Below are 23,432 nucleotides of genomic sequence, written 5' to 3' on the forward strand. Positions count from 1 at the left end.
TGCTTATTTCATTACCCTACCACAATCAGTTCTGCCGTCTCGATGGCCTTGTCTACCATCTCGTCGATCTGCTCCATCAGCTTCTGCTCGGAGCGCTTGATCACGTTGATGTTCGGCTTGGTTACTGGGTGCTTTGCCACGAAGATGGTGCAACAGTCCTCAAAGGGCTGAATCGACGTCTCATAAGTATCGATCTGCTTGGAAATCGTTACGATATCTTCCTTATCATACGCAATCAGCGGCCGGAATACGGGCATGGTGCAAACCTCATTGGTGGCTGCCAGACTCTGTACGGTCTGGCTGGCTACCTGGCCGATGCTCTCGCCGGTGATCAGGCCCAGGGAGCCGGTCTTCTCCGCAATCCGCTCCGCGATCCGCATCATATAACGGCGCATGATAATCGTCAGCTCATCGTGGGGACATTTCTCATAGATATATAACTGAATCTCCGTAAAATTCACCACATACAGGTAAATGGGGCCGGTGTAACGGGCCACCTTCGCCGCCAGATCTACCACCTTCTGCTTCGCGCGCTCGCTGGTGTAGGGCGGCGCATGGAAGTATACCGCGTCAATCTTGACGCCGCGCTTGGCTACCATGTAGCCTGCCACCGGGCTGTCAATACCGCCGGATAAAAGCAGCATGGATTTTCCGTTGGTGCCGATGGGCATACCGCCCGGACCCGGGATAATGTCAGAGTACAGATAAATGTGCTCCCGCACTTCCACATGAATCATCAGCTCCGGCTCATGCACATCTACGCGCATACCCGGAAACGCGTCCAGAATCCGTCCGCCCAGCTCCGCGTTCATTTCCATGGAAGCCTTCGGATAGGTCTTGCGGGCACGGCGGGCCTGCACCTTAAAGGTTTTCTCACAATTCTCGCCATAACGGGCCTTTAAGTAAGCCACCACATCATCGCCCAGCTTCTCAAAGCCTTCATCTTCCAGAATCACCACCGGGCAGATACCCACGATACCGAATACCCGGCGCATGGCTGCCACCGCGTCATCGTAATCGTACTCGCCCTCAGTGTGGACATAGATACGTCCCTGATCCTTAGTTACTTTAAAGGTGCCCTCCACATGCTTCAGGGCATGGCGGATCTGCGCCACCAGCGCGTCCTCAAAGAGATACCGGTTCTTTCCCTTGATGCCGATTTCTCCGTATTTAATCAAAAATGCATGAAAAAACATGTTGTTCCCCTTTCTATGTTCAAGCAGGCAGACCTCCGTCTCCCGCCATGTTACCGTCTGGTAAAACGGCGCAGCATCGGCAGTAAGGTCCGAAGCGCCTCCAGTGTGTAATCCAGTTCCTCTTTCGTCGTAAATTCACTGAAGCTGAAACGAATGGTGGAGTCCAGAAGCTCCTTCTTTACGTGAATGGCCTTCAGCGTCTCGCTGACTGCCGGATGGTTGGATGCACAGGCGGAGCCGGAGGACACGTAAATACCCTTATCCTCCAGAGAATGGAGCAGCACCTCGCTTCGCACTCCCGCAAAGCTGACGCTGACGATATGGGGCGCGCCTTCTCTGCTCCGGGGACCGTTCACAGAGGTTCCCTCTATCCTGCCAATCTCTTCGATGAAGTATTCCCGAAGCCCGTACAGACGGTCAATCTTCTCATTGAAATCCGTATAAATCTCCTTCACGGCCTCACCCAGTCCAGCGATGCCCGGTACATTTTCCGTGCCGGAACGCAGGTCCCGCTGCTGTCCGCCGCCGAAGAGAATCGGATGAATTTTCACATACTCGTCCACGTACAGGATGCCCATGCCCTTGGGGCCGTGAATCTTGTGGCCGCTGACGCTCAGCATGTCGATACCCATTTTTTTCGGCAGAATCCGGAACTTTCCGTAGCCCTGTACAGCGTCCACATGGAACAGAATGGGCTTCTCCCTGTTTTTCAGAAGCTTTCCAATCTCCTCGATGGGCTGTACCGCGCCAATCTCATTATTTACATACATAACAGACACCAGAATGGTTTCATCGGTCAGAGCCGCTTCCAGATCCGCGATGCGCACCACGCCCTGTTCATCCACCGGCAGATACGTCACCTGAAAGCCCTGCTTTTCCAGCTCCTTCATGGTATTCAGGATGGCCGGATGCTCAATCCGGGTGGTAATCAGGTGCTTTCCCGCCCGCTGATTGGCATGGGCCGCGCCCATGAGCGCCAGGTTATCACTCTCTGTTCCACCGGAGGTAAAATAGATCTCCTTGGGCTCCACCTTCAGATTCTTCGCAATGATTTCTTTCGCCTCACGGACGTATTTCTCCGCGTCTACCCCCTTCTGATGTAAGGAGGACGGGTTGCCGTAGTCCTCGGTCATGACCTGATACATCAGCCTGGCTGCTTCCGGGAAGCAGCGGGTGGTGGCTGAATTATCTAAATAAACTTCCATTTTTTACTCCTCCAGCAGATATCCCAGCATAGCCATCACCGCCAGCCCTGCCGTCTCAGTCCGCAGAATCCTCTTTCCCAGCGTAATGGCCTGTGCCCCTGCTGCCACAGCTTCCTCCACTTCGCTCTCCTCAAAGCCTCCCTCGGGCCCGATAAAGATACCCACAGACTGTCCGGGCTGAATGCTTCCCATGACCCGCCTGGTTTCGGCCATATTTTCGGCCCGCTCGTAGGGAATCAGAAGCACGTCCAGCTTTTTCGCCTCTTCCAGAGCTTTCCCAAAGGTCATCACTCCGCTCACCTCCGGAATCACGCCACGGCCTGACTGCTTGGCCGCGCTCTCTGAGATGGTATTCCAGCGCTTCAGCCGTGTCTGCTCCTTTTTCGCGTCCAGCTTCACCACAGCACGCTTCGTGGATACCGGAACAATCCGAGCCACTCCCAGCTCCACGCATTTCTGGACGATGAGATCCATCTTATCGCTTTTCGGAAGCCCCTGAAACAGGGTAACGGCTGAGGCAAGCTCCGCATTGCCGTCAAGCTTCCAGAGAATCTGGGCGCGCACCTCATTTTCACCAAGATCGGTAAGCTTACAACGGTACTCCGCGCCCCGGCCGTCGGCGATCAGCACTTCCTCGTCTGCCCGCATACGGAGAACATTCCGGATGTGATTCACATCCGCGCCGGTGATTATGATTTCCTTTTCCCCGATATTACCGGGTTCTGCAAAAAAACGATGCATCCTACTGCTGCCACTCAAAATGTGTGTAAATATACTCACATCGAGATAATGTAAACTCTCACAAGTTTTACTTACTGTTTCGTCGTGTATGCTTTGGATTGACCAAAATCATATCTACTCACAAGTTCTTGTACACTCCACAGTCGTTAATTCCCGTGTAAGCCCACGGTACATACCTACGTTTGCCTTTATTTATGCAACTTCGTAAGTCGTAGCATCTCTCAGATTAAGTGCAGCATTGAAATCTCTGTCTTCGATATAACCACAGTCACATCGGAAGATTCTGTCTGAAAGTTTTAAGTCTTTCCTGATAGCTCCGCAACAATGACAAGTTTTAGATGATGGATACCATCTGTCTACTACACGAAGTTCAATTCCTCTTTCTTTGCATTTAGCTTGAAGTTTTGTTCTAAATGCATAAAACTTCTGCGAAGCAACTGCCTTTGATAGATGTTTGTTCTTCACCATTCCTGATACGTTTAAATCTTCAATCGTTATATAAGATGGTTTGGTTTTCACTATCTCTGCGATTGTTTTGTTGATATAGTCCGTACGGATATTGTCTATTTTATGATGAAGTTTCTGTACCTTGAGTTTTTGTTTCTGTATATTCGCTCTTTGAGTGGACTCTCCTTTCTTTAAATTTTCATACTTTCGAGAAAGACTTCTTTGTTCTCGAATCAGCTGTTTTTCAAGTTTCTTTAATTTTGCAGATTTGTTAATATTCTTATAGGTTTTACCATTAGAAACAATGGCAAATTCCTTTAATCCAAGGTCAATGCCAATTCCTTCCTTTGAATGATTGGCTATTTTGTTATTTGGAATTTCTATAAGAACTGAAACATAGTATCTGTCAGCTTTTATTGAAACATGACCGCTTTTAATCACATACCCGTCTTTGGTAGTAGGAACGTATCCTTTTTCTTTCATACGAACCCAGCCAAGTGATGGAATATTAATTCTGTGTCTTTCACATCGGCAATCCTTTGGATTATTCTTTACGAAATACATCTTCACATCAGAGCTTCCTTTCTTTTTAAAATTAGGAAAACCACTTTGATGTTTGAAAAATCTGGTAAATGCGACAGAACCATTTTCGATTGAACGCTTTACAGATTTTGAACTGACTTCCTTAATCCATAACTTATCTGGATTTTGGGGAAGATACTCATTGTTCAGCCAGACACTAAAACTTTTACCACTCATAAACTTTTCTCCATTGTCATGAAGTTCTTTATTATGGGCGAGATAGAAGTTGTAAATATATCTACAAGTTCCTATTGTCTTACGAATCTTAACTTTCTGTTCCTCTGTCGGATTTATTTCCGTCTTGAAGCTCTTTAGCAATGTCCTCATCCTTTTCTATTTGGTTTTTATACTTACGAAGCCCGTACAACCTACAAGAAAACACATGGAGTATTGAAGCAATAACGCCTATCAGTTGGAGTTCGATTTGCTTTTAGAGTTCCTTCCCTATCCCAGCGTTGCAATGTCTTAACAGACACGCCTAACAATTCAGCAAACTCTTTTGGCTTGTAATTTGTGATATTTGGTGTGTTCATAACAGCTTACTCCTTTGGGCGCATTTAAACACATTTGATCACATTTGTCAATTATTTTAATTTTTTAACATTTCCTCCTTACGAGCTGTTACGCTGACCCACTCGCCCTGATGGGTAACCTCCAATACGGTCAGGCCGCATTTCTTCACGGTCTCCACCACCAGGTCTTCCTTGTCGTCTATAATACCGGAGGTAATGTAGACGCCGCCCGGCTTTAACTGGGACAGAATCACCGGCGTCAGCGGCACCAGCACCTCCGCCAGAATGTTCGCTACTACGATATCATAGCACTCATAGCCAACCCGATCCTGAATTTCTTTTTCTGTGATGATATTGCCAATCATCATTTCAAAGGAAGCCGGATCGATTCCATTGACTTCCATATTTTCCCTTACAGCCTCTACCGCGCAGGGATCCAGATCGGTTCCTACCGCGTGCTTCGCTCCCAGCTTCAGACTGATGATGGACAGGATACCACTGCCGGTTCCCACGTCCAGAAGCTCCGTCTCCGGCGTCAGAAACTTGCGAAGCTGGCGGATACACAGCTGTGTCGTCTCATGCATACCGGTTCCGAAAGCGGTTCCCGGATCGATCTGAATCAGAAGCTTCTCCCGATCCTCCGGCTTTACCTCTTCCCAGGAGGGCTTGATCAGGATATCGTCCACGTAAAACTGATGGAAGAACTCCTTCCAGTTGTTGATCCAGTCCTTATCCTCGGTCTCGGAGGCCTGAATCGTAGCTTCTCCGATCTCCACGCCCCAGCCTGCGATTTCTTTTAAGCCCTCGCGCACCCGCTCCAGCATTTCCTCCTGATCCGCATCCGGCTCCAGATAAAAGCTGATATAGGCCACGCCGTCGTCCGCCGGACCCTCCGGCAGAATATCCACGAACATCTGCTCCTTTTCTCTCTGGGACAGGGGAACCTTGTCCTCGATCTCAATTCCCTCGATTCCCACGTCCTGCATCATACTGCTGATGAGATCCTCGGCCTCTGTCCGGGTCTTCAATGTGTATTTATTCCATTTCATATAAAAGCACCTCTCATTTTCGTGTTTCCTGCATCACTTTTCTGCATCTTTCCCCGCAAATGCTCCGGGCTGACCCAAACAGTGACTATATCACAACAAAAGGGGCACCTTTCCAAGCGCCCACACTCTATATTAACATAACATAAAAGGAACGCCCCGACAAGTACTGTCGGAACGTTTCTTTTAATTTACTTTTACTTTTAATTTTCCATGAATTTCTTTATGGATTTATCCGTGCCAGATGTACAATCAGATAGGTCTGCTCTTCCCGGGTGATTTCTTTTTTTAACAGGTTGAAGATATATTTCTGAATCTGCGCCACACAGTCCACTGCCTGCTTCTGCTCCCGGGCAACAGAATCATAAAGGGACAGGACTCCATCCTCCAGCATGTGATCCTCCAATACGCGTTGTAAAAAGAACTGCATGTGCACCACAAACCGGGAATAATTGATACTACTTTCATCTAGCTGCTTTCTATAATACAGCTGCACAATCTGAAAGATATCCTTCAGCATTTTAACCATCAACATGCCATTTTCCGCGCCTGCATCCTTATCGCTCTGTTCCATCTGCGCATTCACCAGATGAAACGCTATATTGCCTGCTTCCTCTTCCGGCAGTTCCTTCTTCAAGCGTTTGTTCAGGAAATCCAGCACCTGGCTTCCCACCTGATACTCCTTTGGATAAAATTTCCGAATCTCCCACAGCATACGGTTCTGAAGCATGATCCCCTTTTCCTGCCGCTCCAGCGCATAGATCAGGTGGTCGAACAGTGTCACAAAGATCTGCTCATTGAGTTTCCCTTCCATCCTTTCCTGTGCCAGTCCGATGGCATCCTGAATAGCCTCTGCATATTCAGCCGGTGCATCCTCCACCAGGCGGATATAATCCCTGCTGTTTTTTTCTTCTTTGAGCATGTAGACTTTTTCCACATCCTCTTTTCTTACCTGGTCCCCCACTTTATAGGAAAATCGAAGTCCCCGCCCCATGGCAATCTGCTCCTGGCCCTTTTCCTCCACCAGAAGCAGGTTGTTATTGAGAACCTTTTTGATTACCATCTCCCGTTTCCTCCCCCTCTTCGGATTATCAGAGACTTTTCCCATTCTCCCGAATGACATTCTGATACCAGTAAAAGCTGTCCTTCCGATATCTCTTCAACTCTTTCAATTCAAACTCATCCCGATCCACATAGATAAAACCGTAGCGCTTCCGATAACCCTGATGGGTACTGACCACGTCAATAGCTGCCCAGGGACAATACCCCAGCATATCCACACCGTCTGTAATAGCCAGCTTCATCTGATGCAGATGCTCCCGGATAAAATCAATCCGGTATGCGTCATGAATGCTTCCGTCCTCTTCCAGCGTATCCGGTGCGCCGATTCCATTTTCTGTAATCAGGATCGGAAGCCGGTATCGCTCGTAGGTCTTTCTTAAAGTATAACGGAATCCTACCGGATCCACAACCCATCCATACTGGGTTTTTCCCACATATTCATTTTCTGCCGGTCGGTATACCCCCTGTTCTCCTAGCATAATCTGCTGATCACCGGCCCGGGCCGCCACATCGGAGGCATCTCCTCTGCTGGCTGCAATGGTTGCTGTGGAGTAATAATTCATGGCAATAAAATCCGGCTTTGCATTCTTCAGGATTTCCCTGTCTCCATTCGTCACCTCCGGTGCTATCTTCCGATCTTTCATATACTCCCATGCCAACGGGTGATACCAGCCGTACACCGGAACATCGGCGAAATTCCAACAGCGCAGAACCTCCCAGTTATGGGCGGCGATGGCATCCTCCGGTCTGCAGGTGGCCGGATACATGGCTGTCAGATTCAGCGCCGGTCCAATCATACCTCCCGGAACCATCTGATGAAACAATTTCATGACCTCCGCCTGGGCCAGCATCATATGATGATTCTGCTGATACATCACCTTCTTTGAAGGAAGCTCTCCGCCATTCGGCAGTCCAATGGCTCCCGGATGGAGAATCATGGTATTCTGCTCATTGATGGTCAGCCAATATTTCACTTCTCCACCAAAATGTTTAAATAAAACCTTCGCGTAATTGACAAATGCATCGATGGTATCGCGATTTAGCCAGCCTCCTTTTTCTTCCAGGCAATAGGGTAAATCAAAATGATACATGGTCACGACCGGTTCAATTTCGTACTTTCTGCATTCCCTGATGAGATTTCCATAAAACTCCAGCCCCTTCGCATTCACTTCCCCGGTTCCTCCCGGAAGAATCCGGGTCCAGGCGATAGAGAACCGATATGCCTTCAATCCCATCTCCGCAAACATTGCAATATCTTCCCGGTATCTGTGGTAGTGGTCGCTGGCCACAGAAAAATCCGCCACATCTTTCGGATGTTCATACATGTCAATGATAGACGGACTTTTTCCATCCTCCGCCACCGCTCCCTCCACCTGATAGGCTGAAGTGGACGCGCCCCAGAGAAACTTCTCCGGAAACTGCTTCAATTCTTTATACTGCATATTCACTCATTCCTTTTACGCCAACTGCAAAAATGCGTCCCCTACTTTTCCGGTTCCTGATTTTGCAAGTTCAATTTTCTCAAATCCATCCGTATTTGTGACAATCACCGGAATCACCGTGTCGTAGCCTGCAGCCTTTACTGCATCCAGATCGAAGGTCAGCAATAAATCTCCTTTTTTCACCTTATCTCCTGCCTTTACCTCGGGAGTAAAATATTTTCCCTGGAGATTGACTGTATCGATCCCTACATGAATCAGAAGCTCCGCACCCTCTGCCGTCTGCATACCAATCGCATGACCGGTCTCAAAAAACAGAGTAACTTCTCCGTCTGCCGGCGCGTATACCTTACCGTCTGTCGGCATTACCGCGGCGCCCTTGCCGAGTACGCCTTTGGAAAACACATCGTCATTTACTTCAAAAAGCGCAACTGCTTTACCATCCACCGGCAGTACAATTTCTGCATTCTTTTTTTCCGCTGCGACTTCCGATTCTTTTTTGCCTGTCGCAGTCATATTATCCTCTTCATCCTTAAAGCCCAGAATCCAGGACGCCACAAAACCTGCAACAAAGGAAATGATAATCGTAATAATCGCATGCACCACATTCATGGGGTTTTCACCGATAAATGCAGGAATTGCTGTCAGTCCCGGAGATACAAACGCATAACGGACCAGCCCCATAACGCCTGCATAAATGCCTCCAATTGCACCGCCAATCATGGATGCCACAAAGGGGCGCTTCAATTTCAGTAAGACTCCATAGAGACAGGGCTCTGTAATACCCATCACTGCCGTAAATCCGGAAGAAGATGCCAGCTGTTTTAATTCTTTATTTTTTGTTTTCATGGCTACCGCAAGGGTCGCTCCACCCTGCGCGATATTGGATGCCAACATACCCGGCCCATTTACGACCTCATAGCCCAGCGTGGAAATCTGACTGGTAGCAATCGGAGTCATGGCCCACGCAGTACCGGTCAGTGTCAGGAACGGCTGGAACGCACCCATCAGCATGGGAATCAGCCAGCTGACACGGGCGTTCAGAAAGTTCGCGCCGCTCTGGACGATATCATTTAACAGGTTACCCAGCGGGCCAACTGCCAGAAGCGCAATCGGAATCGCTACAAACATCACAATCATCGGCTTCAGGAAGAATTTGATGACAGACGGGGAATACTTCTCCGCAAATCGCTCCACATAGGACATAATCCATACACTCAGGATAATCGGCACTACAGAGTAGGAATAATCTACAAGCACGGCCGGAATTCCAAAAAATGTAATAGCCTCGCCTGCGCCTACCATACCACTCCAGGTGGGATGCAGAAGTGCGCATGCCATAGTCATTGCCATAATCGGGCTACACTTAAACTTCTGAGCCGCGCCATATGCCAGCAGCACCGGCATAAAATAGAAAGGAGCGTCTGAAATAAAGCTCAGCACTTCATACGTTGTATCTGCCTCGCCAACCAGACCAATCAGTACCAGAATCGACAGTACCGCTTTGATCATACCACCACCGATCAGGGCCGGAATCACCGGAGTAAAGGTAGTGGAAATGACGCTGATAATACGATTTACAATACTGATTTTTTCCTGAGGTACCTGAGCATCTCCAGTTTTTTCATTTTCTCCCAGTTCCTCCTTCATAGCACGAAATGCGGTCTGCACTTCATTTCCGATAATAATCTGGAACTGTCCGCCTTTTTCTACCACACCGATGACACCCGGCTGATGTTCAATCTCATCTTTTTCTACCTTACTCATATCGTAAAATTCCATCCGCAGACGCGTAGCGCAATGTGTAAGCTGACGAATATTTTCACTTCCACCAACCAGCTTCAGCAGAGTTTTTCCCAATCCTCTATAATCCATATTTTTCTCCTTTTCCGGCTATCTTGTTTCAATTCCGCCCGATCGGTTTGCGGAATTTTTTTGCTGCAGTGCGATAAAAAAAGACCAAGATAAAAAATAAACTACATGTATATCTTTTACACTTGGTCTTGCCTGCATCACCAGTAACAGCCACTCGCTATTTACTTTACATGTGGAATGATAACACACTTTGTTGGTAAATGCAAGTATTTTTCGTTTTCATTCATTATTTTCTTCGCTTTTACGCAAACACAATACCTACCAGCATTCCGTAAACCGGGATCGTCACCATGGATACCAGCGTGGTAAAGACCACCAGGCCGCTGGCAAAGCCATAGTCGCAGTCGTGCTGGGAGGCCAGAAGCGCCGTAGTGTTGGCCACCGGCATGGAGACCAGGACGGTGATGACTTCGGCCACCAGCGGCTCCAGATGAAGCAGATAACAGACGCCCAGTACGATCAATGGCTGAACCCCCAGACGCAGCACTGTGATCACGCCCAGATCTTTACAGAAAATCCGTCTCATATCCGTCTCACCCATGATAAAGCCAATGGTCAACATAGTCATAGGTGTCAGACACTGGTTGAAGCCGTAGATAGTATCATACAGAAATTCCGGCAGCTTCACCTGAGGAAAAAACATCCACAGGATACCCACAACCGTCGCCAGCACACAGGGGTGGGTCGCCGTCCGCTTCAACGTTTTCGCAAAGCTGCCCGCGCCCTCCTGAAAGCAGTCTAACCCTACGCTCCACATGAAAATCCGGACCGGAAGCAGAAAAACGGAGGCATAGACCAGTCCCGGCGCGCCGTACAGGCCCTCGACGACCGGATTGCCCAGGTAACCGCAGTTGGCGAACTGGAAGGCGTAGCGCATGATACCGCGGCGGCTGTCGTCCATTCCCTTCCACAGAAATTTACTTAAGATATACCAGGTCAGCTGAATCAGAGCTGACATGAGAATCACCACTGCCATAGAACCAAGAGCTGAGGTATCGGATTTGGAAAAGGCGTAGAGAATGTTGCAGGGAAGAATCAGGTTGACCAAAAGATTGGTCAGGCTTTTCCGCCCCTCCGCCGTCACAATTCCTTTTTTTCTGATAAAGACGCCCACCAGGAGCATTGCAAACATCATACCCTGCATGGTCAGCAGGCTTTTCATATCCATCATTGTGTTTTCCTCTTTTGCTGTCTGATTTTATGATTGCTTTAAAAATGATGTGGCTGATCCTTCTGCACTTCCAGAATCGCCGCCGGAATCCGCGCGGTCAGATCCGAGGGCAGCATACCGTATGCTCCTAATTCCTTGCAGGCAATATCCCCGGCCAGACCGTGAAGATAGACAGCCAGGGCGGTGATCCCTCCCGCTTCTGATATTCCTGCTTTGGAAAACCGCGCTTTATCTGTATCTGCTTCGGCACTCCGCTTAGCCGCTGCCATCTGTCCCAGCAAGCCCAGTATCATACCGCCCAACACATCGCCGCTTCCGCCCTTGGCCATCCCGTTATTTCCGGTAGGATTCACATAGCAGCTTCCGTCCGGCAGCGCAGTCACAGTCCCCGGTCCCTTCAGCACCAGGATACAGCCGTATTCCTGCGCAAAATTCAACGCCGCCGTTTCCCGGCCAGCCGCCGGTTCACCGCCCAGATAGTGAAATTCTCCCTCATGGGGCGTCAGAATCGTAAGCAATCCCCTCTCCGCCCGCTTTTGCAGGATCTCCTTTCGGTCTTTGATGGCGTACAGCCCGTCCGCATCCAGAATCAGCGGCGTCTCTGTTTCTTCCAGAATTTTACTTATCAACTTTGGCAGCTCCTGGGAGCGTCCCAGTCCCGGCCCCAGAAGCCCGGCATCGCAGCTGTTCAACCGCTCCAGAATCGGGAAAAAGGCGTCCTTGGAAATCTTTCCGCGGGCTGCAGGCAGCGGCGACGGCATCACTTCCAGACAGTGCCCCGCCACGATTCCATACACCGGCTCCGGCACGCCTAAGAACACCAGCCCGCTTCCGCTCCGGGCCGCCCCATAAGCCGCCAGCACCGGGGCCCCCGTAAAACCCACGCTGCCGCCCGTGATGCTGACCCGTCCAAAGTCGCCCTTATGCCCGTCCGGTCGCCGCCCCGGCAGCGCCTCCGCCGCCAGTTCGCCGGTAAATACCTGCTTTTCCATACCGCACCGCCTTTTCCCGAAAAAATCTGTATCCATTGTAGCACAAAATTTCCGGACTGTGAACCTCTGTGTGCTTTTACTTATGTTTAATCGCCTCAATCGCATACGATTAAGCTCCCTTCGTGTCCTGCTTCCTAAGCCCCTCGAATTCGAGGGGCTTAAATTGAGATTATGGACTTTTCCCACAGCTGCAAAAAGGACTCTCCTTCCCGGAAAGTCCTCTCTGCTGTTCTATCATTCTATTCTCACTTAAATCGTCGCAATATCAATCAGACTAAGCGTCTTCACATCCGTATTTTCCAGACTGGTCACTAACGCCTTCGCCGTATCAATAGCAGTCAGCACATTGACGCCTGTCTCAATGGCATTTCTACGGATAACAAAGCCGTCATGGCTGTGATCCACACCCTGGGAGGGCGTGTCGATAATCAGGTCGATCTTGTGGCCCAGAATCAGGTCCAGGATGTTTGGGGACTCCTGCTCCAGCTTTCTGGTCAGGCGCACGGAGACGTCTGCCTCCATGAGCGCTCTTGCGGTACCCTTGGTGGCGTAGATACAGTAGCCCAGCGCCTCAAAGCGCTTCGCAATCTCCACTGCTTCTTCCTTATCCTCGTCCCGGACGGTCATGATCATATTTTTATACTTGGGCAGACGAATGCCTGCGCCCAGGAACGCCTTGTAAAGGGCCTCGTTGAAGGTTTTGGCAATACCCAGACACTCACCGGTGGATTTCATCTCCGGTCCCAGGCTGATGTCCGCGCCGCGGATCTTCTCGAAGGAGAATACCGGCATCTTCACCGCGTAGTAATCTGCCTCCGGCTGAAGGCCCGGCTGATAGCCCAGATCCTTAATCTTATAACCCAGAATCACCTTGGTAGCCAGCGGTACAATCGGAATACCGGTTACCTTACTGATATAGGGAACCGTACGGCTGGAACGGGGATTTACCTCAATGACGTACACCTCGTCGCCCACCGCGATAAACTGAATATTGATCAGACCGATGACATGTAAGGAGCGGGCCAGGCGCTTCGTGTATTCCTCGATGGTAGCCTTTACCTTATTGCTGATGCTCTTGGCCGGATATACGGAAATACTGTCTCCGGAATGGATACCCGCGCGCTCGATATGCTCCATGATACCCGGAATCAGGATATCCTCTCCATCGCAGACCGCGTCTACCTCAATCTCCTTACCCTGCAGATACTTGTCCACCAGAATCGGATGCTCCTGGGCGATCCGGTTGATGATGCCGATGAACTCTTCCACATCCTTATCGTTGATGGCAATCTGCATGCCCTGGCCGCCCAGTACGTAGGACGGGCGAACCAGAACCGGATAGCCCAGCTCGTTTGCTGCCTTCTTTGCCTCCTCGGCGGTAAATACCGTATGTCCCTTGGGTCTCGGAATCTGACACTGCTCCAGGATCTCGTCAAAAAGTTCTCTGTCCTCTGCCGCGTCCACATTTTCCGCAGAAGTTCCAAGAATGGGCACGCCCATCTTCATCAGGGCCTCGGTCAGCTTAATGGCAGTCTGTCCACCGAACTGCACCACAGCTCCGTCCGGCTTCTCCAGACGCACAATGCTTTCCACGTCCTCCGGAGTCAGCGGCTCGAAATACAGCTTATCTGCAATATCAAAGTCGGTACTTACCGTCTCCGGGTTATTGTTGATGATAATGGTCTCATAGCCTTCTTTCGCAAAAGCCCAGGTACAGTGTACAGAACAGAAGTCGAACTCGATACCCTGTCCGATGCGGATGGGGCCGCTGCCCAGAACCAGTACCTTCTTACGGTCTTTTGTTTCTACGACTTCATTTTCACTGCCAAATACAGAGTAGTAATAGGGTGTGCTTGCCTCGAACTCTGCCGCGCAGGTATCTACCATCTTGTATACAGCGGTGATGCCGTTGGCGTAACGGAGCTCTTTAATCTCCTCCTCCGTCTTGCCGGTCAGGCGGGCAATGACATTGTCCGGGAACTCGATCCGTTTCGCTTCTTTTAAGAGCTCCGGCGTCAGGGGCTCGCTCTTCAGGGCCTGCTCCATTTCCACCAGAATCGCAATTTTATCAATGAACCAGATATCAATCTGGGTAATGGCATGAATCTCCTCATAGGAAATGCCCTTGCGGATGGCTTCCGCAATCAGCCAGATACGGCGGTCGTCCACCACATGAAGCTGATCCATGATTTCCTCTCTGGAAAGATTTGTAAAATCATAGGACATCAGGCTGTCCACGTGCTGTTCCAGGGAACGGATGGCTTTCATCAGAGCGCCCTCGAAGTTGTTGCAGATGGCCATAACCTCGCCGGTGGCCTTCATCTGGGTGGTCAGAGTACGCTTTGCGCTGATAAATTTATCGAAGGGCAGACGGGGCATCTTCACAACACAGTAGTCCAGCATGGGCTCAAAGCTGGCCTTGGTCTGTCCGGTAATGGCATTGGGAATCTCATCCAGGGTATAACCCAGAGCGATCTTCGCTGCCACCTTGGCAATGGGGTAGCCTGTAGCCTTGGAAGCCAGTGCGGAGGAACGGCTGACACGGGGATTTACCTCGATCACGCAATATTCAAAGCTTTCCGGATGCAGGGCATACTGGACGTTGCAGCCGCCGGTAATGTTCAGCTCGCTGATGATATTCAGGGCAGAGGTACGCAGCATCTGGTACTCCTTATCGCCCAGGGTCTGGGAGGGAGCTACGACGATACTGTCGCCGGTGTGTACGCCGACCGGGTCGATATTTTCCATGTTACATACGGTGATGCAGTTGCCGGCGCTGTCGCGCATAACCTCATACTCGATCTCTTTCCAGCCTGCAATGCAGCGCTCTACCAGAACCTCGCCCACACGGGAAAGTCTGAGACCGTTGGCCAGAATCTCCTCCAGCTCCACCTGGTTGTGGGCAATTCCGCCGCCGCTGCCGCCCAGGGTGTATGCCGGACGGAGTACCACCGGGTAACCGATTTTATTGGCAAAGGCAATACCTGCCTCTACGTCCTTTACTACCTCGGAAGCCGCCACGGGCTCGCCGATTTTCTCCATGGTGCTCTTGAACTCCAGACGATCCTCGGCCTTCTTGATGGTCTCGGAAGTAGTTCCGATGAGACGTACGTTATGCTCCTTTAAGAAGCCGCGCTCCTCCAGCTCCATGGCCAGATTCAGGCCCGCCTGGCCGCCCAGGGTCGGCAGTACGCTGTCGGGCTGCTCCTTCAGAATCAGCTGCTCTACCACCTCGACAGTCAGCGGTTCGATGTATACACGATCCGCGATATCCTTATCGGTCATGATAGTGGCCGGATTGGAATTTAAAAGAACTACCTCGATGCCCTCCTCCTTCAGGGAACGGCAGGCCTGGGTGCCCGCATAGTCGAACTCGGCTGCCTGGCCGATGATGATCGGGCCGGAGCCGATGACAAGTACTTTTTTGATAGACGGATTCTTAGGCATTTTTCTTCACCTCCATCATGCGAATAAACCGGTCAAACAGGTAGCCGGAATCCTGGGGACCCGGGCATGCCTCCGGATGGAACTGTACGGTAAAAATGTTCTTACCGGTGTATTTCAGACCCTCGTTGGTTTTGTCATTGACATTTTCAAAGGCTGCCGTAGCTACGGCCGGGTTCAGGCTGTTCACATCTACGGCATAGCCGTGGTTCTGGGAGGAAATGTATACTCTTCCGGTCTCCAGATCCTTCACCGGATGGTTGCCGCCTCTGTGGCCGTATTTCAGCTTGTAGGTGTCCGCGCCTGTGGCCAGGGCCATCAGCTGATGTCCCAGACAGATGGCAAAAATCGGGATATCGCTCTCATAGAGCTTCCGCACCTCGTCGATGATGGGACCGCAGTCCTTGGGGTCTCCGGGGCCGTTGGACAGCATGATACCGTCCGGATTAGACGCGATAATCTCCTCTGCCTTTGTATCTGCCGGATAAATCGTAACCTCACAGCCTCTTTCATAGAGAGAACGGGCAATATTGCGCTTTGCGCCGAAGTCGAGAAGAGCTACCTTATAACCGTCCCGCTTCATCACGGATTTTTCTCTGCAGGTTACCTTTTCTACCACCTTACCTGTACGGTATGCCTTTAAACGGGGCAGTACCTCGTCCAGATTATCATATTCTTTTGTGGTAATCATACCGTTCATGGTGCCGCTCTCACGCAAAATCTTGGTCAGGGCACGGGTATCAATACCTGCGATTCCGGGAATATCATATTTTTTCAGGAAATTCTGAATTGTATCTGTACTTCTGAAATTGCTGGGAAGACGAGAAAGCTCCCGAACAATATATCCATCCGGCCAGGGACGTCCGGACTCCATATCCTCATAACATATACCATAATTACCAATCAGCGGATAAGTCATTACCACTGCCTGTCCCGCGTAAGAGGGATCAGTCAGCACTTCCAGATACCCGGTCATTGACGTATTGAACACGATCTCACTTATCACTTCGCGTTCCGAGCCAATGCTGGTGCCTGTAAACACATGTCCGTCTTCCAATATCAGAAAAGCTTTCATTCGTCCACCTGTTCCTTTCAAAAATATAGTCTCTTTGTATATACTTTCTCAAAAAAAAAAGACATACCATGCCCACTCGCATTTCCAGTCTTTTTCCCTCAAATTGAAGTTATTATACTATAACTTTTTTTGATGTTCAAGAGTTTTTTTCGGTACAATCCGATTTTTTCGCAACATTTTTTTCATACCATTTTTCATAGCTTTTGCGGGCGGCTTATCTTAGCCGCCCGCTGTTCCCTATTTTTCTGCTTTCGCCGCCTGCCGTTCCAAAAGCCGCCGCTCCACGGTTGGGAACCGCTGCAAATCTGTATGCGGAATCGCCTGGGCCGCGCGCATGAGCTCGATGAACTCCTCCACCGCGCCAAACTGGACGTATTGCATCCGTTCGATGATCTCCTCTGCCTTTTCGGTAAGGCTTCGATCCAGTAACAGCTTTTTCGCCCCCTGCAGGGATGTATTTCCCGGGGAAATGATTTTGTCCCGGTCGATATCCGGGTACATGCCGATGGTCACCGCCGACTCCTTGTCGATGTGGGTGCCGAAGGCTCCGGCCACATAAAAGCGGCCCACGTCTTCCATGCCAAGACCAATCAGGTTCATCATGTATTCCACCATAGTCATGGCCGCCGCCTTGGTGCGGATGAACTCGTCGATATCGCTCTGGTAAAAATAGAGACCCTGGGCGTATTCGATGGCGTATTCCATATCTTTTTCGGAAGCTGCGTCGCGCATGGGGAGCTTTTTAAGTCCGGGAATCCGAAGCTTCTCTTTTTCATCCTCGTCTCGGCTCTCTTCCGTCCGAATTTCCGCTTCTTGAAATCTCCCCCGCAGATCAATCCAGCCATTCAGATAAAGCTCTGCCAGCAGATCCACGATACCGGAGCCGCAGATGCCCTTCGCCTCTGTCTCACCGATTACATGTGCCTTCAGCCGTCCGTTTTCCGTGGTTACGCTATCCACCGCGCCGTTCTCCGCCCGCATACCGGTACGGACCGAACCGCCCTCCAGGGCCGGGCCTGCCGCGCCTGCGCCTGCCAGCAGGAATTCCTGATTGCCCACCACCAGCTCGCCGTTGGTTCCCACATCCAGGAAGACACTGATCTCCTCCCGGTCGGGAAGCCCCGTAGCCAGCATACCGCTGATGATATCGCCGCCCAGGTAATTCTCCATGGCCGGACAAAGGTATACAAAGCCCTGTACCGGAATTCCAAGCTCCGCTCCCCGGCATACCTCCGGCTCCAGAGTCTGTACCGCGTAGGGCGACTGAAAAACCCCGAAAGCATCCAGACCCAGTAGAAAATGCATCATGGTCGTATTGCCCGCCACGGTCAGGATGTTGCACTTCCTGGTATCCACGCCCGTTTCTTTCGAAAGCTGAACCATAAGCTTCCGGAATCCCTTTGCCGTAGCCTCCTGAAGCTCACGGCGCCGCTCCGGATGATCCTTAGTATAGAAGATCCGAGTCAGAATATCGTCCCCGTAAGCGATCTGCGGATTGAATACACTTTCCGAGGCAAGCGTCTCTCCGGTATTTAAATCCACCAGCTCCATTATAATCGTAGTACTGCCCAAATCCGCGCAGAGGCCATAATGCTGTGCTGCAGTATCGCCCGGCTCCAGCGCAAGCAGTTCCCAGACACGTCCGTCGAATCCCAGGGACGCCGTCACCTGCCAATCTGCCTGCTCGCAGATCGCCAGACAATCATTCAGTACCGCCGGGCGGATCCTGATATCTGCCTCATCCCGAACAACGTGAGAAAACACGCTCTGCGAGTCTCCCGTATAAAAAGAACCACAGTCCCGCAGAGCAGCCAAAAGCCGCTTCTGCATGGATCTGTGGTCCTCCTCACAGGGTCGGGGCAGCTCTACATATACTTTTCTGCTCCATTCCTTCATATTCTAACTAGTTATCCAGCAGCTTGTCCTGGCCATTCCAGCTGTACAGCTTACGGATTTCCTTTCCAATCTTCTCTGACGGATGCTCAGCAGCCAGCTTTCTCATAGCCTTGAAGTGAGCCTGTCCGCCCGCCGGAGACATATCAAGCAGGAAGTCCTTTGCGAAGGTACCATCCTGGATATCCTTCAGGATCTTCTTCATGGTCTTCTTGGTCTCTTCTGTGATAAGCTTCGGTCCGGTAATGTAATCACCATACTCTGCAGTATTGGAGATAGAATAACGCATTCCTTCAAAGCCGGACTGGTAAATCAGGTCTACGATCAGCTTCATCTCATGGATACACTCGAAGTAAGCATTTCTCGGGTCGTAACCAGCCTCTACCAGAGTCTCGAAACCAGCCTGCATCAGAGCGCAAACGCCGCCGCACAGAACTGCCTGCTCACCGAACAGGTCTGTCTCGGTCTCGGTTCTGAATGTGGTCTCCAGGATACCGGCTCTTGCTCCGCCGATAGCTAGGCCGTATGCCAAAGCATACTCCAGAGCTTTGCCGGTCGCATCCTGCTCTACCGCTACCAGGCAGGGAGTTCCCTTACCAGCCTGATACTCGCTTCTTACGGTGTGGCCCGGTGCCTTCGGAGCGATCATGGTAACGTCTACGTTCTTCGGCGGTACGATCTGATTGAAATGGATGTTGAAACCGTGGGAAAACATCAGCATGTTGCCCTCTTCCAGGTTCGGCTCGATATCCTTCTTGTACATAGCTGCCTGCAGCTCATCGTTGATCAGAATCATGATAATATCTGCGCGCTTTGCAGCCTCTGCCGCTGTATAAACCTCAAATCCCTGCTCCTCTGCTCTCTTCCAGGATTTGCTTCCCTCATAAAGACCGATAATGACATGGCATCCGGACTCCTTCGCGTTCAGTGCCTGTGCATGTCCCTGGCTGCCGTATCCGATTACTGCGATGGTCTTTCCATCCAGCAGAGACAGATTGCAGTCTTCCTGATAATAGATCTTTGCCATTTTTTCATTCCTCCATTTTACTTTGTGTAAATAATTTATGCTTGAGGCGGCGGCATCCGGCCCGCAGCCGGTAATGTAGTCACCTGAAGTATCGTAACATAAGTACTGTCGGATTAGCTGAAATCGTAATCCATCAGTTTGCCGTCCTCGTCGTACATCTTCACATCGAAGGTACCTCTGGACAGGCCAGTAATACCGGTTCTCGCCAGTTCCAGAATCTCATATCCGCTTAAGAGATCAATAAATGCCTCAATCTTGGACTGATTACCGGTCAGCTCGATGACCAGAGATTCTTTCGCCACATCCACAATCTTCGCACGGAAAATATTCGCTACGGCGATCAGGGACTGACGGTTCTCTTCACTGACCTTCAGCTTAATCATAATCAGCTCGCGGCAGATAGAAGTCTCGGGCTCCAGGCGCTTGATATCAATCACGTCTACCAGCTTATTCAGCTGATTCTCAATCTGCTGCATAATAATCTCGTCGCCCTTGGCTACTACGGTAGCTCGGGAATAACGGGGATCGGCGGTTACACCAACCGTCAAACTGTCGATATTGTAACCACGGCGGCTAAACAGGCCTGCGATACGGCTTAACACGCCGGAAGTATTGTCGACCAGAATAGAAAATACAACTCGTTTCATAGTTTTCCCTTCCCTTTTAAGTGTTCACTGCGCGGACAGTTGTCCTGTCCGCGCAGTCAAAGCTTTCTATTGATTCTACCAAGTTCGACACCCGTTGTCAACCTTTTAGACAGGGAATCTTACTCCGATTTCATCCCCTAATTAGTCAGCATCATCCGGTCGTTGGCGAACTCGCCGCCGCTGACCTCCTCGAATTTGGCCAGCAGGTCGGATACTTTCAGGTTTTTCTTCTCCTCGCCCGCCACATCGTATATGATATGGCCCTCGTACATCATGATCAGACGGTTGCCGTGTACGATGGCATCCTTCATATTGTGGGTGATCATCAGGGTGGTCAGCTGATCCTCGCCAACGATGCGGTCGGTGGCGTCCAGTACCTTGGCAGCGGTCTTCGGATCCAGGGCTGCTGTATGCTCATCGAGAAGCAGCAGACGCGGTTTCTTCAAGGTAGCCATCAGAAGGGTCAGCGCCTGTCTCTGTCCGCCGGACAGAAGGCCCACTTTACTGGTCAGTCGATCCTCGAGACCCAGACCCAGACTTGCCAGACGCTCTTTATAATACTCCCGCTCCTTCTGAGTAATACCGGGCTTTAAGAAACGCTTCGATCCTCTTCTGGCAGCCAGCGCCAGATTTTCCTCGATTTGCATGCCTGCTGCGGTTCCGGTCATGGGATCCTGAAATACACGTCCCAGATAAGCCGCGCGCTTATGCTCCGGCAGCTTTGTCACATCTACGCTGTCGATAAAAATCTTTCCTTCATCTACCGGCCATACGCCTGCCACTGCGTTCAGCATGGTGGACTTTCCGGCTCCGTTGCCACCGATAACGGTAACGAAATCACCCTCGTTCAGATGCAGGTTCAGGCCTGCCAGCGCGGTTTTCTCATTTACGGTGCCTGCGTTAAAGGTCTTCCATACATTTTCTACTCTAAGCATTTGCCGTACCTCCCTTTTTTACCGGTTTTGCAAAATATTTGCCCTTCAGGTACGGAATAGCCAGGAAAATAGCTACGACCAGAGCGGAAATCAGTTTCATGTCGTTGGCGTTTAAGCCCGCCATAATAACCAGCTGGTATACAATCCAGTAAATGATAGCGCCAAGCACTACCGTAAACAGCTTAAAGCCAAAGTTACGGCTGATTTTTCCGAAGAGAACATTTCCAATGATAACGGCTGCCAGTCCGATAACGATGGCGCCACGACCCGCATTGACATCCGCAAAACCATTGTACTGAGCGTACAGTCCGCTGGACAGTGCCACGATGCCGTTGGAAATCATCAGACCGAGCATTTTGCTGGTGTTGGTGTTGATACCCTGGGCTCTGGACATGTTTTCATTGTTACCGGTCGCACGGATGGAGCAGCCAAGCTCGGTTCCGAAGAACCAGTAGAGAATCGCAATGATAACCAGTACAAATATGCCCGCTACGAAATTGGTGTTCTGATAGAAGGGAACACCCTTAACCCAGCGCAGGGATACAAGCTGGTCGTATTTACCGAACGCCAGCGCCTGATTTGCCTTTTCTCCCATGATACGAAGATTCACGGAGTAGAGGCCAAGCTGTGTCAGAATTCCGGCCAGAATCGCCGGGATTCCCATAGCCGTATGGAACAGTCCGGTTACCAGCCCTGCCACCATGCCTGCCAGGAATGCCACAAACAGAGACGTCCATACAGAGTGACCGCTCTGCATCATCATAATGCAAACCGCGCCGCCGGTAGCCATGGTTCCGTCCACAGTCAGATCTGCCAGATCCAGCACCTTATAGGTGATGTACACGCCGATTGCCATAATACCCCAGATCAGTCCCTGGGCACAGGGTCCCGGCAGAGCATTCAAAAACTTTAAAATATCCACTTTTTACTTCCTCCTGCCTTGTAATTACGTAAAATTGCGTAAAGCTTTCAATATTATATCAAAAAGCGGGCAAAAAGGGAAGTCCTTTTTACCCGCTTTTTAAATTCATACAAAATGCGCTGTTACAGCTTACTCTGCTGTCTCAATTGCTACATAGTCATCCGGGATGGTTACGCCCATAGCCTCTGCCAGCTCCGGATTGTATTTCTTTGTGAACTCCGGTGCGTACTCGATCGGCATCTCGGATACATTTGCCTCGCCGGTCAGAATCTTCACTGCCATCTTACCGGTAGCTACACCCAGGTCATAGTAGCTGATGGAAAGAGTTGCCACACCACATCCTGCACAGATACCTTCCTCACCTGCGATTACCGGAACCTTCTCCGGCTCACAGATGTTGCGGACGATCTCGGTGTTGGATGCTACTGCATTGTCAGTCGGCACGTAGATGACATCACTCTCGCTTGCTGCTGTAGTTGCTACAGAAGAAAGGTCATTGGAATCTGAGAAGGAATACTGCTTGCAGGTATAGCCCAGATCTTCCAGAGCTGCCTGTACGGTGTCTACCTGGTACTGAGAGTTTGCCTCAGCAGAGCAGTACAGAAGTCCTACGTTCTTCGCATCCGGGAACAGCTCGTTCAGCATAGCTGCCTGCTGGTCAAGCGGAGCCAGGTCAGAAGTTCCGGATACGTTGGTTCCTACCAGGCCGTCGAAGTTGTCGATATCAAGTGCTACGCCATACTCGGTAACAGCGGTTCCCAGTACCGGGATGGTATCGGTTCCCTGTGCTGCTGCCTGGAGAGCTGGTGTGGCATTTGCAAGAATCAGGTCTACATTGTCAGATACAAGCTGATTGATGATGGTCGCGCAGGTAGCGGAATCTCCGGATGCATTCTGCTCCTCGAAGGTTACATTGTCTTCGCCAAGTGCTTCTACGATAGCGTCCTTGAAGCCCTGTGTTGCTGCGTCCAGTGCCTCATGCTGTACCAGCTGGCAGATACCTACGGTGTAGGTCTGTCCGTCTGTGGAAGCCGCGTCTGCGGTATCAGTGGTCTCTGTGGTTTCTGCTGCGGTTGTGGTATCAGCCTTGCTTCCTCCGCAGGCTGCCAGTGACAGGGTCATGGTTCCTGCCAGTGCTAATGCGAGTAACTTTTTCATAGTATATCCTCCTGTATATCCTCCATTTTGCGGCGCTGACGCTTTGACGCCACGATGCTTTGA

General features: G+C 50.6%; 18 protein-coding genes and 1 pseudogene. All 19 read right to left on the reverse strand.

The features are described from left to right. Positions 1 to 11 precede the first annotated feature (11 nt). Positions 12 to 1,196: a tRNA uracil 4-sulfurtransferase ThiI gene (gene thiI / locus WMO29_RS05820; protein WP_349164154.1), complete on the reverse strand. Its 1,185-nt coding sequence runs from the start codon at positions 1,194 to 1,196 to the stop codon at positions 12 to 14. A 50-nt stretch (positions 1,197 to 1,246) separates the two neighbouring features. Beyond that, positions 1,247 to 2,401 (reverse strand): cysteine desulfurase family protein, encoded by a 1,155-nt coding sequence (locus WMO29_RS05825; RefSeq protein WP_349164155.1) that lies wholly within the window; start codon positions 2,399 to 2,401, stop codon positions 1,247 to 1,249. Positions 2,402 to 2,404: 3 nt separating this feature from the next. Next, on the reverse strand, positions 2,405 to 3,142 hold the full coding sequence (locus tag WMO29_RS05830; RefSeq protein WP_349164156.1) for a 16S rRNA (uracil(1498)-N(3))-methyltransferase: 738 nt from the start codon (positions 3,140 to 3,142) through the stop codon (positions 2,405 to 2,407). 192 nt (positions 3,143 to 3,334) lie between these two features. Further along, positions 3,335 to 4,498 carry an RNA-guided endonuclease InsQ/TnpB family protein gene (locus tag WMO29_RS05835; protein ID WP_349164157.1) on the reverse strand — a complete coding sequence of 388 codons (1,164 nt, stop codon included), beginning with the start codon at positions 4,496 to 4,498 and terminating at the stop codon, positions 3,335 to 3,337. A gap of 71 nt (positions 4,499 to 4,569) precedes the next feature. Next, positions 4,570 to 4,689: pseudogene (locus tag WMO29_RS16750) on the reverse strand (MerR family DNA-binding transcriptional regulator); the annotation flags it as partial. A 71-nt stretch (positions 4,690 to 4,760) separates the two neighbouring features. Continuing rightward, on the reverse strand, positions 4,761 to 5,732 hold the full coding sequence (prmA, locus tag WMO29_RS05845) for a 50S ribosomal protein L11 methyltransferase (protein WP_349164158.1): 972 nt from the start codon (positions 5,730 to 5,732) through the stop codon (positions 4,761 to 4,763). 220 nt (positions 5,733 to 5,952) lie between these two features. Beyond that, on the reverse strand, positions 5,953 to 6,792 hold the full coding sequence (locus tag WMO29_RS05850) for a PRD domain-containing protein (RefSeq protein WP_349164159.1): 840 nt from the start codon (positions 6,790 to 6,792) through the stop codon (positions 5,953 to 5,955). 28 nt (positions 6,793 to 6,820) lie between these two features. Beyond that, complete coding sequence (locus WMO29_RS05855) at positions 6,821 to 8,233, reverse strand: glycoside hydrolase family 1 protein (RefSeq protein WP_349164160.1); 1,413 nt, start codon at positions 8,231 to 8,233, stop codon at positions 6,821 to 6,823. A 15-nt stretch (positions 8,234 to 8,248) separates the two neighbouring features. Further along, positions 8,249 to 10,105 carry a beta-glucoside-specific PTS transporter subunit IIABC gene (locus WMO29_RS05860; RefSeq protein WP_349164161.1) on the reverse strand — a complete coding sequence of 619 codons (1,857 nt, stop codon included), beginning with the start codon at positions 10,103 to 10,105 and terminating at the stop codon, positions 8,249 to 8,251. 241 nt (positions 10,106 to 10,346) lie between these two features. Further along, on the reverse strand, positions 10,347 to 11,276 hold the full coding sequence (locus WMO29_RS05865; RefSeq protein ID WP_349164162.1) for an AEC family transporter: 930 nt from the start codon (positions 11,274 to 11,276) through the stop codon (positions 10,347 to 10,349). A gap of 38 nt (positions 11,277 to 11,314) precedes the next feature. After that, positions 11,315 to 12,268, reverse strand: coding sequence for an NAD(P)H-hydrate dehydratase (locus WMO29_RS05870; protein ID WP_349164163.1), 954 nt, complete (start codon positions 12,266 to 12,268; stop codon positions 11,315 to 11,317). Between the two features lie 249 nt (positions 12,269 to 12,517). Then, positions 12,518 to 15,715: a carbamoyl-phosphate synthase large subunit gene (gene carB, locus WMO29_RS05875; protein ID WP_349164164.1), complete on the reverse strand. Its 3,198-nt coding sequence runs from the start codon at positions 15,713 to 15,715 to the stop codon at positions 12,518 to 12,520. Beyond that, positions 15,708 to 16,787: a carbamoyl phosphate synthase small subunit gene (locus WMO29_RS05880; protein ID WP_178038717.1), complete on the reverse strand. Its 1,080-nt coding sequence runs from the start codon at positions 16,785 to 16,787 to the stop codon at positions 15,708 to 15,710. The genes carB and WMO29_RS05880 overlap by 8 nt, the downstream gene beginning before the upstream one ends. A 237-nt stretch (positions 16,788 to 17,024) precedes the next feature. Then, a complete protein-coding gene (locus tag WMO29_RS05885) occupies positions 17,025 to 18,683 on the reverse strand; it encodes an ASKHA domain-containing protein (RefSeq protein ID WP_178038716.1) in 1,659 nt (552 codons plus the stop codon). Between the two features lie 7 nt (positions 18,684 to 18,690). After that, positions 18,691 to 19,746: a ketol-acid reductoisomerase gene (gene ilvC, locus WMO29_RS05890; protein ID WP_349164300.1), complete on the reverse strand. Its 1,056-nt coding sequence runs from the start codon at positions 19,744 to 19,746 to the stop codon at positions 18,691 to 18,693. 74 nt (positions 19,747 to 19,820) lie between these two features. Next, positions 19,821 to 20,354 (reverse strand): acetolactate synthase small subunit, encoded by a 534-nt coding sequence (ilvN, locus tag WMO29_RS05895; RefSeq protein WP_178038714.1) that lies wholly within the window; start codon positions 20,352 to 20,354, stop codon positions 19,821 to 19,823. Between the two features lie 137 nt (positions 20,355 to 20,491). Continuing rightward, positions 20,492 to 21,289, reverse strand: coding sequence for an ABC transporter ATP-binding protein (locus tag WMO29_RS05900; RefSeq protein WP_349164165.1), 798 nt, complete (start codon positions 21,287 to 21,289; stop codon positions 20,492 to 20,494). After that, a complete protein-coding gene (locus WMO29_RS05905) occupies positions 21,282 to 22,211 on the reverse strand; it encodes an ABC transporter permease (RefSeq protein WP_349164166.1) in 930 nt (309 codons plus the stop codon). Before WMO29_RS05905 ends, WMO29_RS05900 begins: the two co-directional genes overlap by 8 nt. Before the next feature lie 129 nt (positions 22,212 to 22,340). Next, positions 22,341 to 23,369 (reverse strand): ABC transporter substrate-binding protein, encoded by a 1,029-nt coding sequence (locus tag WMO29_RS05910; protein WP_178038711.1) that lies wholly within the window; start codon positions 23,367 to 23,369, stop codon positions 22,341 to 22,343. Positions 23,370 to 23,432 lie beyond the last annotated feature (63 nt).

It is taken from the genome of Laedolimicola intestinihominis (assembly GCF_040096155.1).
Lineage (GTDB): Bacteria > Bacillota > Clostridia > Lachnospirales > Lachnospiraceae > Laedolimicola > Laedolimicola intestinihominis.

Excerpts from the sequence above, each read along its gene's own strand:
- WMO29_RS05865 (WP_349164162.1), bottom strand. The coding sequence starts at position 11,276 with ATGATGGATATGAAAAGCCTGCTGACCATGCAGGGTATGATGTTTGCA.
- WMO29_RS05870 (WP_349164163.1), bottom strand. The coding sequence starts at position 12,268 with ATGGAAAAGCAGGTATTTACCGGCGAACTGGCGGCGGAGGCGCTGCCG.
- carB (WP_349164164.1), bottom strand. The coding sequence starts at position 15,715 with ATGCCTAAGAATCCGTCTATCAAAAAAGTACTTGTCATCGGCTCCGGC.
- WMO29_RS05830 (WP_349164156.1), bottom strand. The coding sequence starts at position 3,142 with ATGCATCGTTTTTTTGCAGAACCCGGTAATATCGGGGAAAAGGAAATC.
- WMO29_RS05825 (WP_349164155.1), bottom strand. The coding sequence starts at position 2,401 with ATGGAAGTTTATTTAGATAATTCAGCCACCACCCGCTGCTTCCCGGAA.
- WMO29_RS05885 (WP_178038716.1), bottom strand. The coding sequence starts at position 18,683 with ATGAAGGAATGGAGCAGAAAAGTATATGTAGAGCTGCCCCGACCCTGT.
- WMO29_RS05850 (WP_349164159.1), bottom strand. The coding sequence starts at position 6,792 with ATGGTAATCAAAAAGGTTCTCAATAACAACCTGCTTCTGGTGGAGGAA.
- WMO29_RS05860 (WP_349164161.1), bottom strand. The coding sequence starts at position 10,105 with ATGGATTATAGAGGATTGGGAAAAACTCTGCTGAAGCTGGTTGGTGGA.
- thiI (WP_349164154.1), bottom strand. The coding sequence starts at position 1,196 with ATGTTTTTTCATGCATTTTTGATTAAATACGGAGAAATCGGCATCAAG.
- WMO29_RS05835 (WP_349164157.1), bottom strand. The coding sequence starts at position 4,498 with ATGAGGACATTGCTAAAGAGCTTCAAGACGGAAATAAATCCGACAGAG.
- WMO29_RS05880 (WP_178038717.1), bottom strand. The coding sequence starts at position 16,787 with ATGAAAGCTTTTCTGATATTGGAAGACGGACATGTGTTTACAGGCACC.
- ilvN (WP_178038714.1), bottom strand. The coding sequence starts at position 20,354 with ATGAAACGAGTTGTATTTTCTATTCTGGTCGACAATACTTCCGGCGTG.
- prmA (WP_349164158.1), bottom strand. The coding sequence starts at position 5,732 with ATGAAATGGAATAAATACACATTGAAGACCCGGACAGAGGCCGAGGAT.
- WMO29_RS05855 (WP_349164160.1), bottom strand. The coding sequence starts at position 8,233 with ATGCAGTATAAAGAATTGAAGCAGTTTCCGGAGAAGTTTCTCTGGGGC.
- WMO29_RS05900 (WP_349164165.1), bottom strand. The coding sequence starts at position 21,289 with ATGCTTAGAGTAGAAAATGTATGGAAGACCTTTAACGCAGGCACCGTA.
- WMO29_RS05910 (WP_178038711.1), bottom strand. The coding sequence starts at position 23,369 with ATGAAAAAGTTACTCGCATTAGCACTGGCAGGAACCATGACCCTGTCA.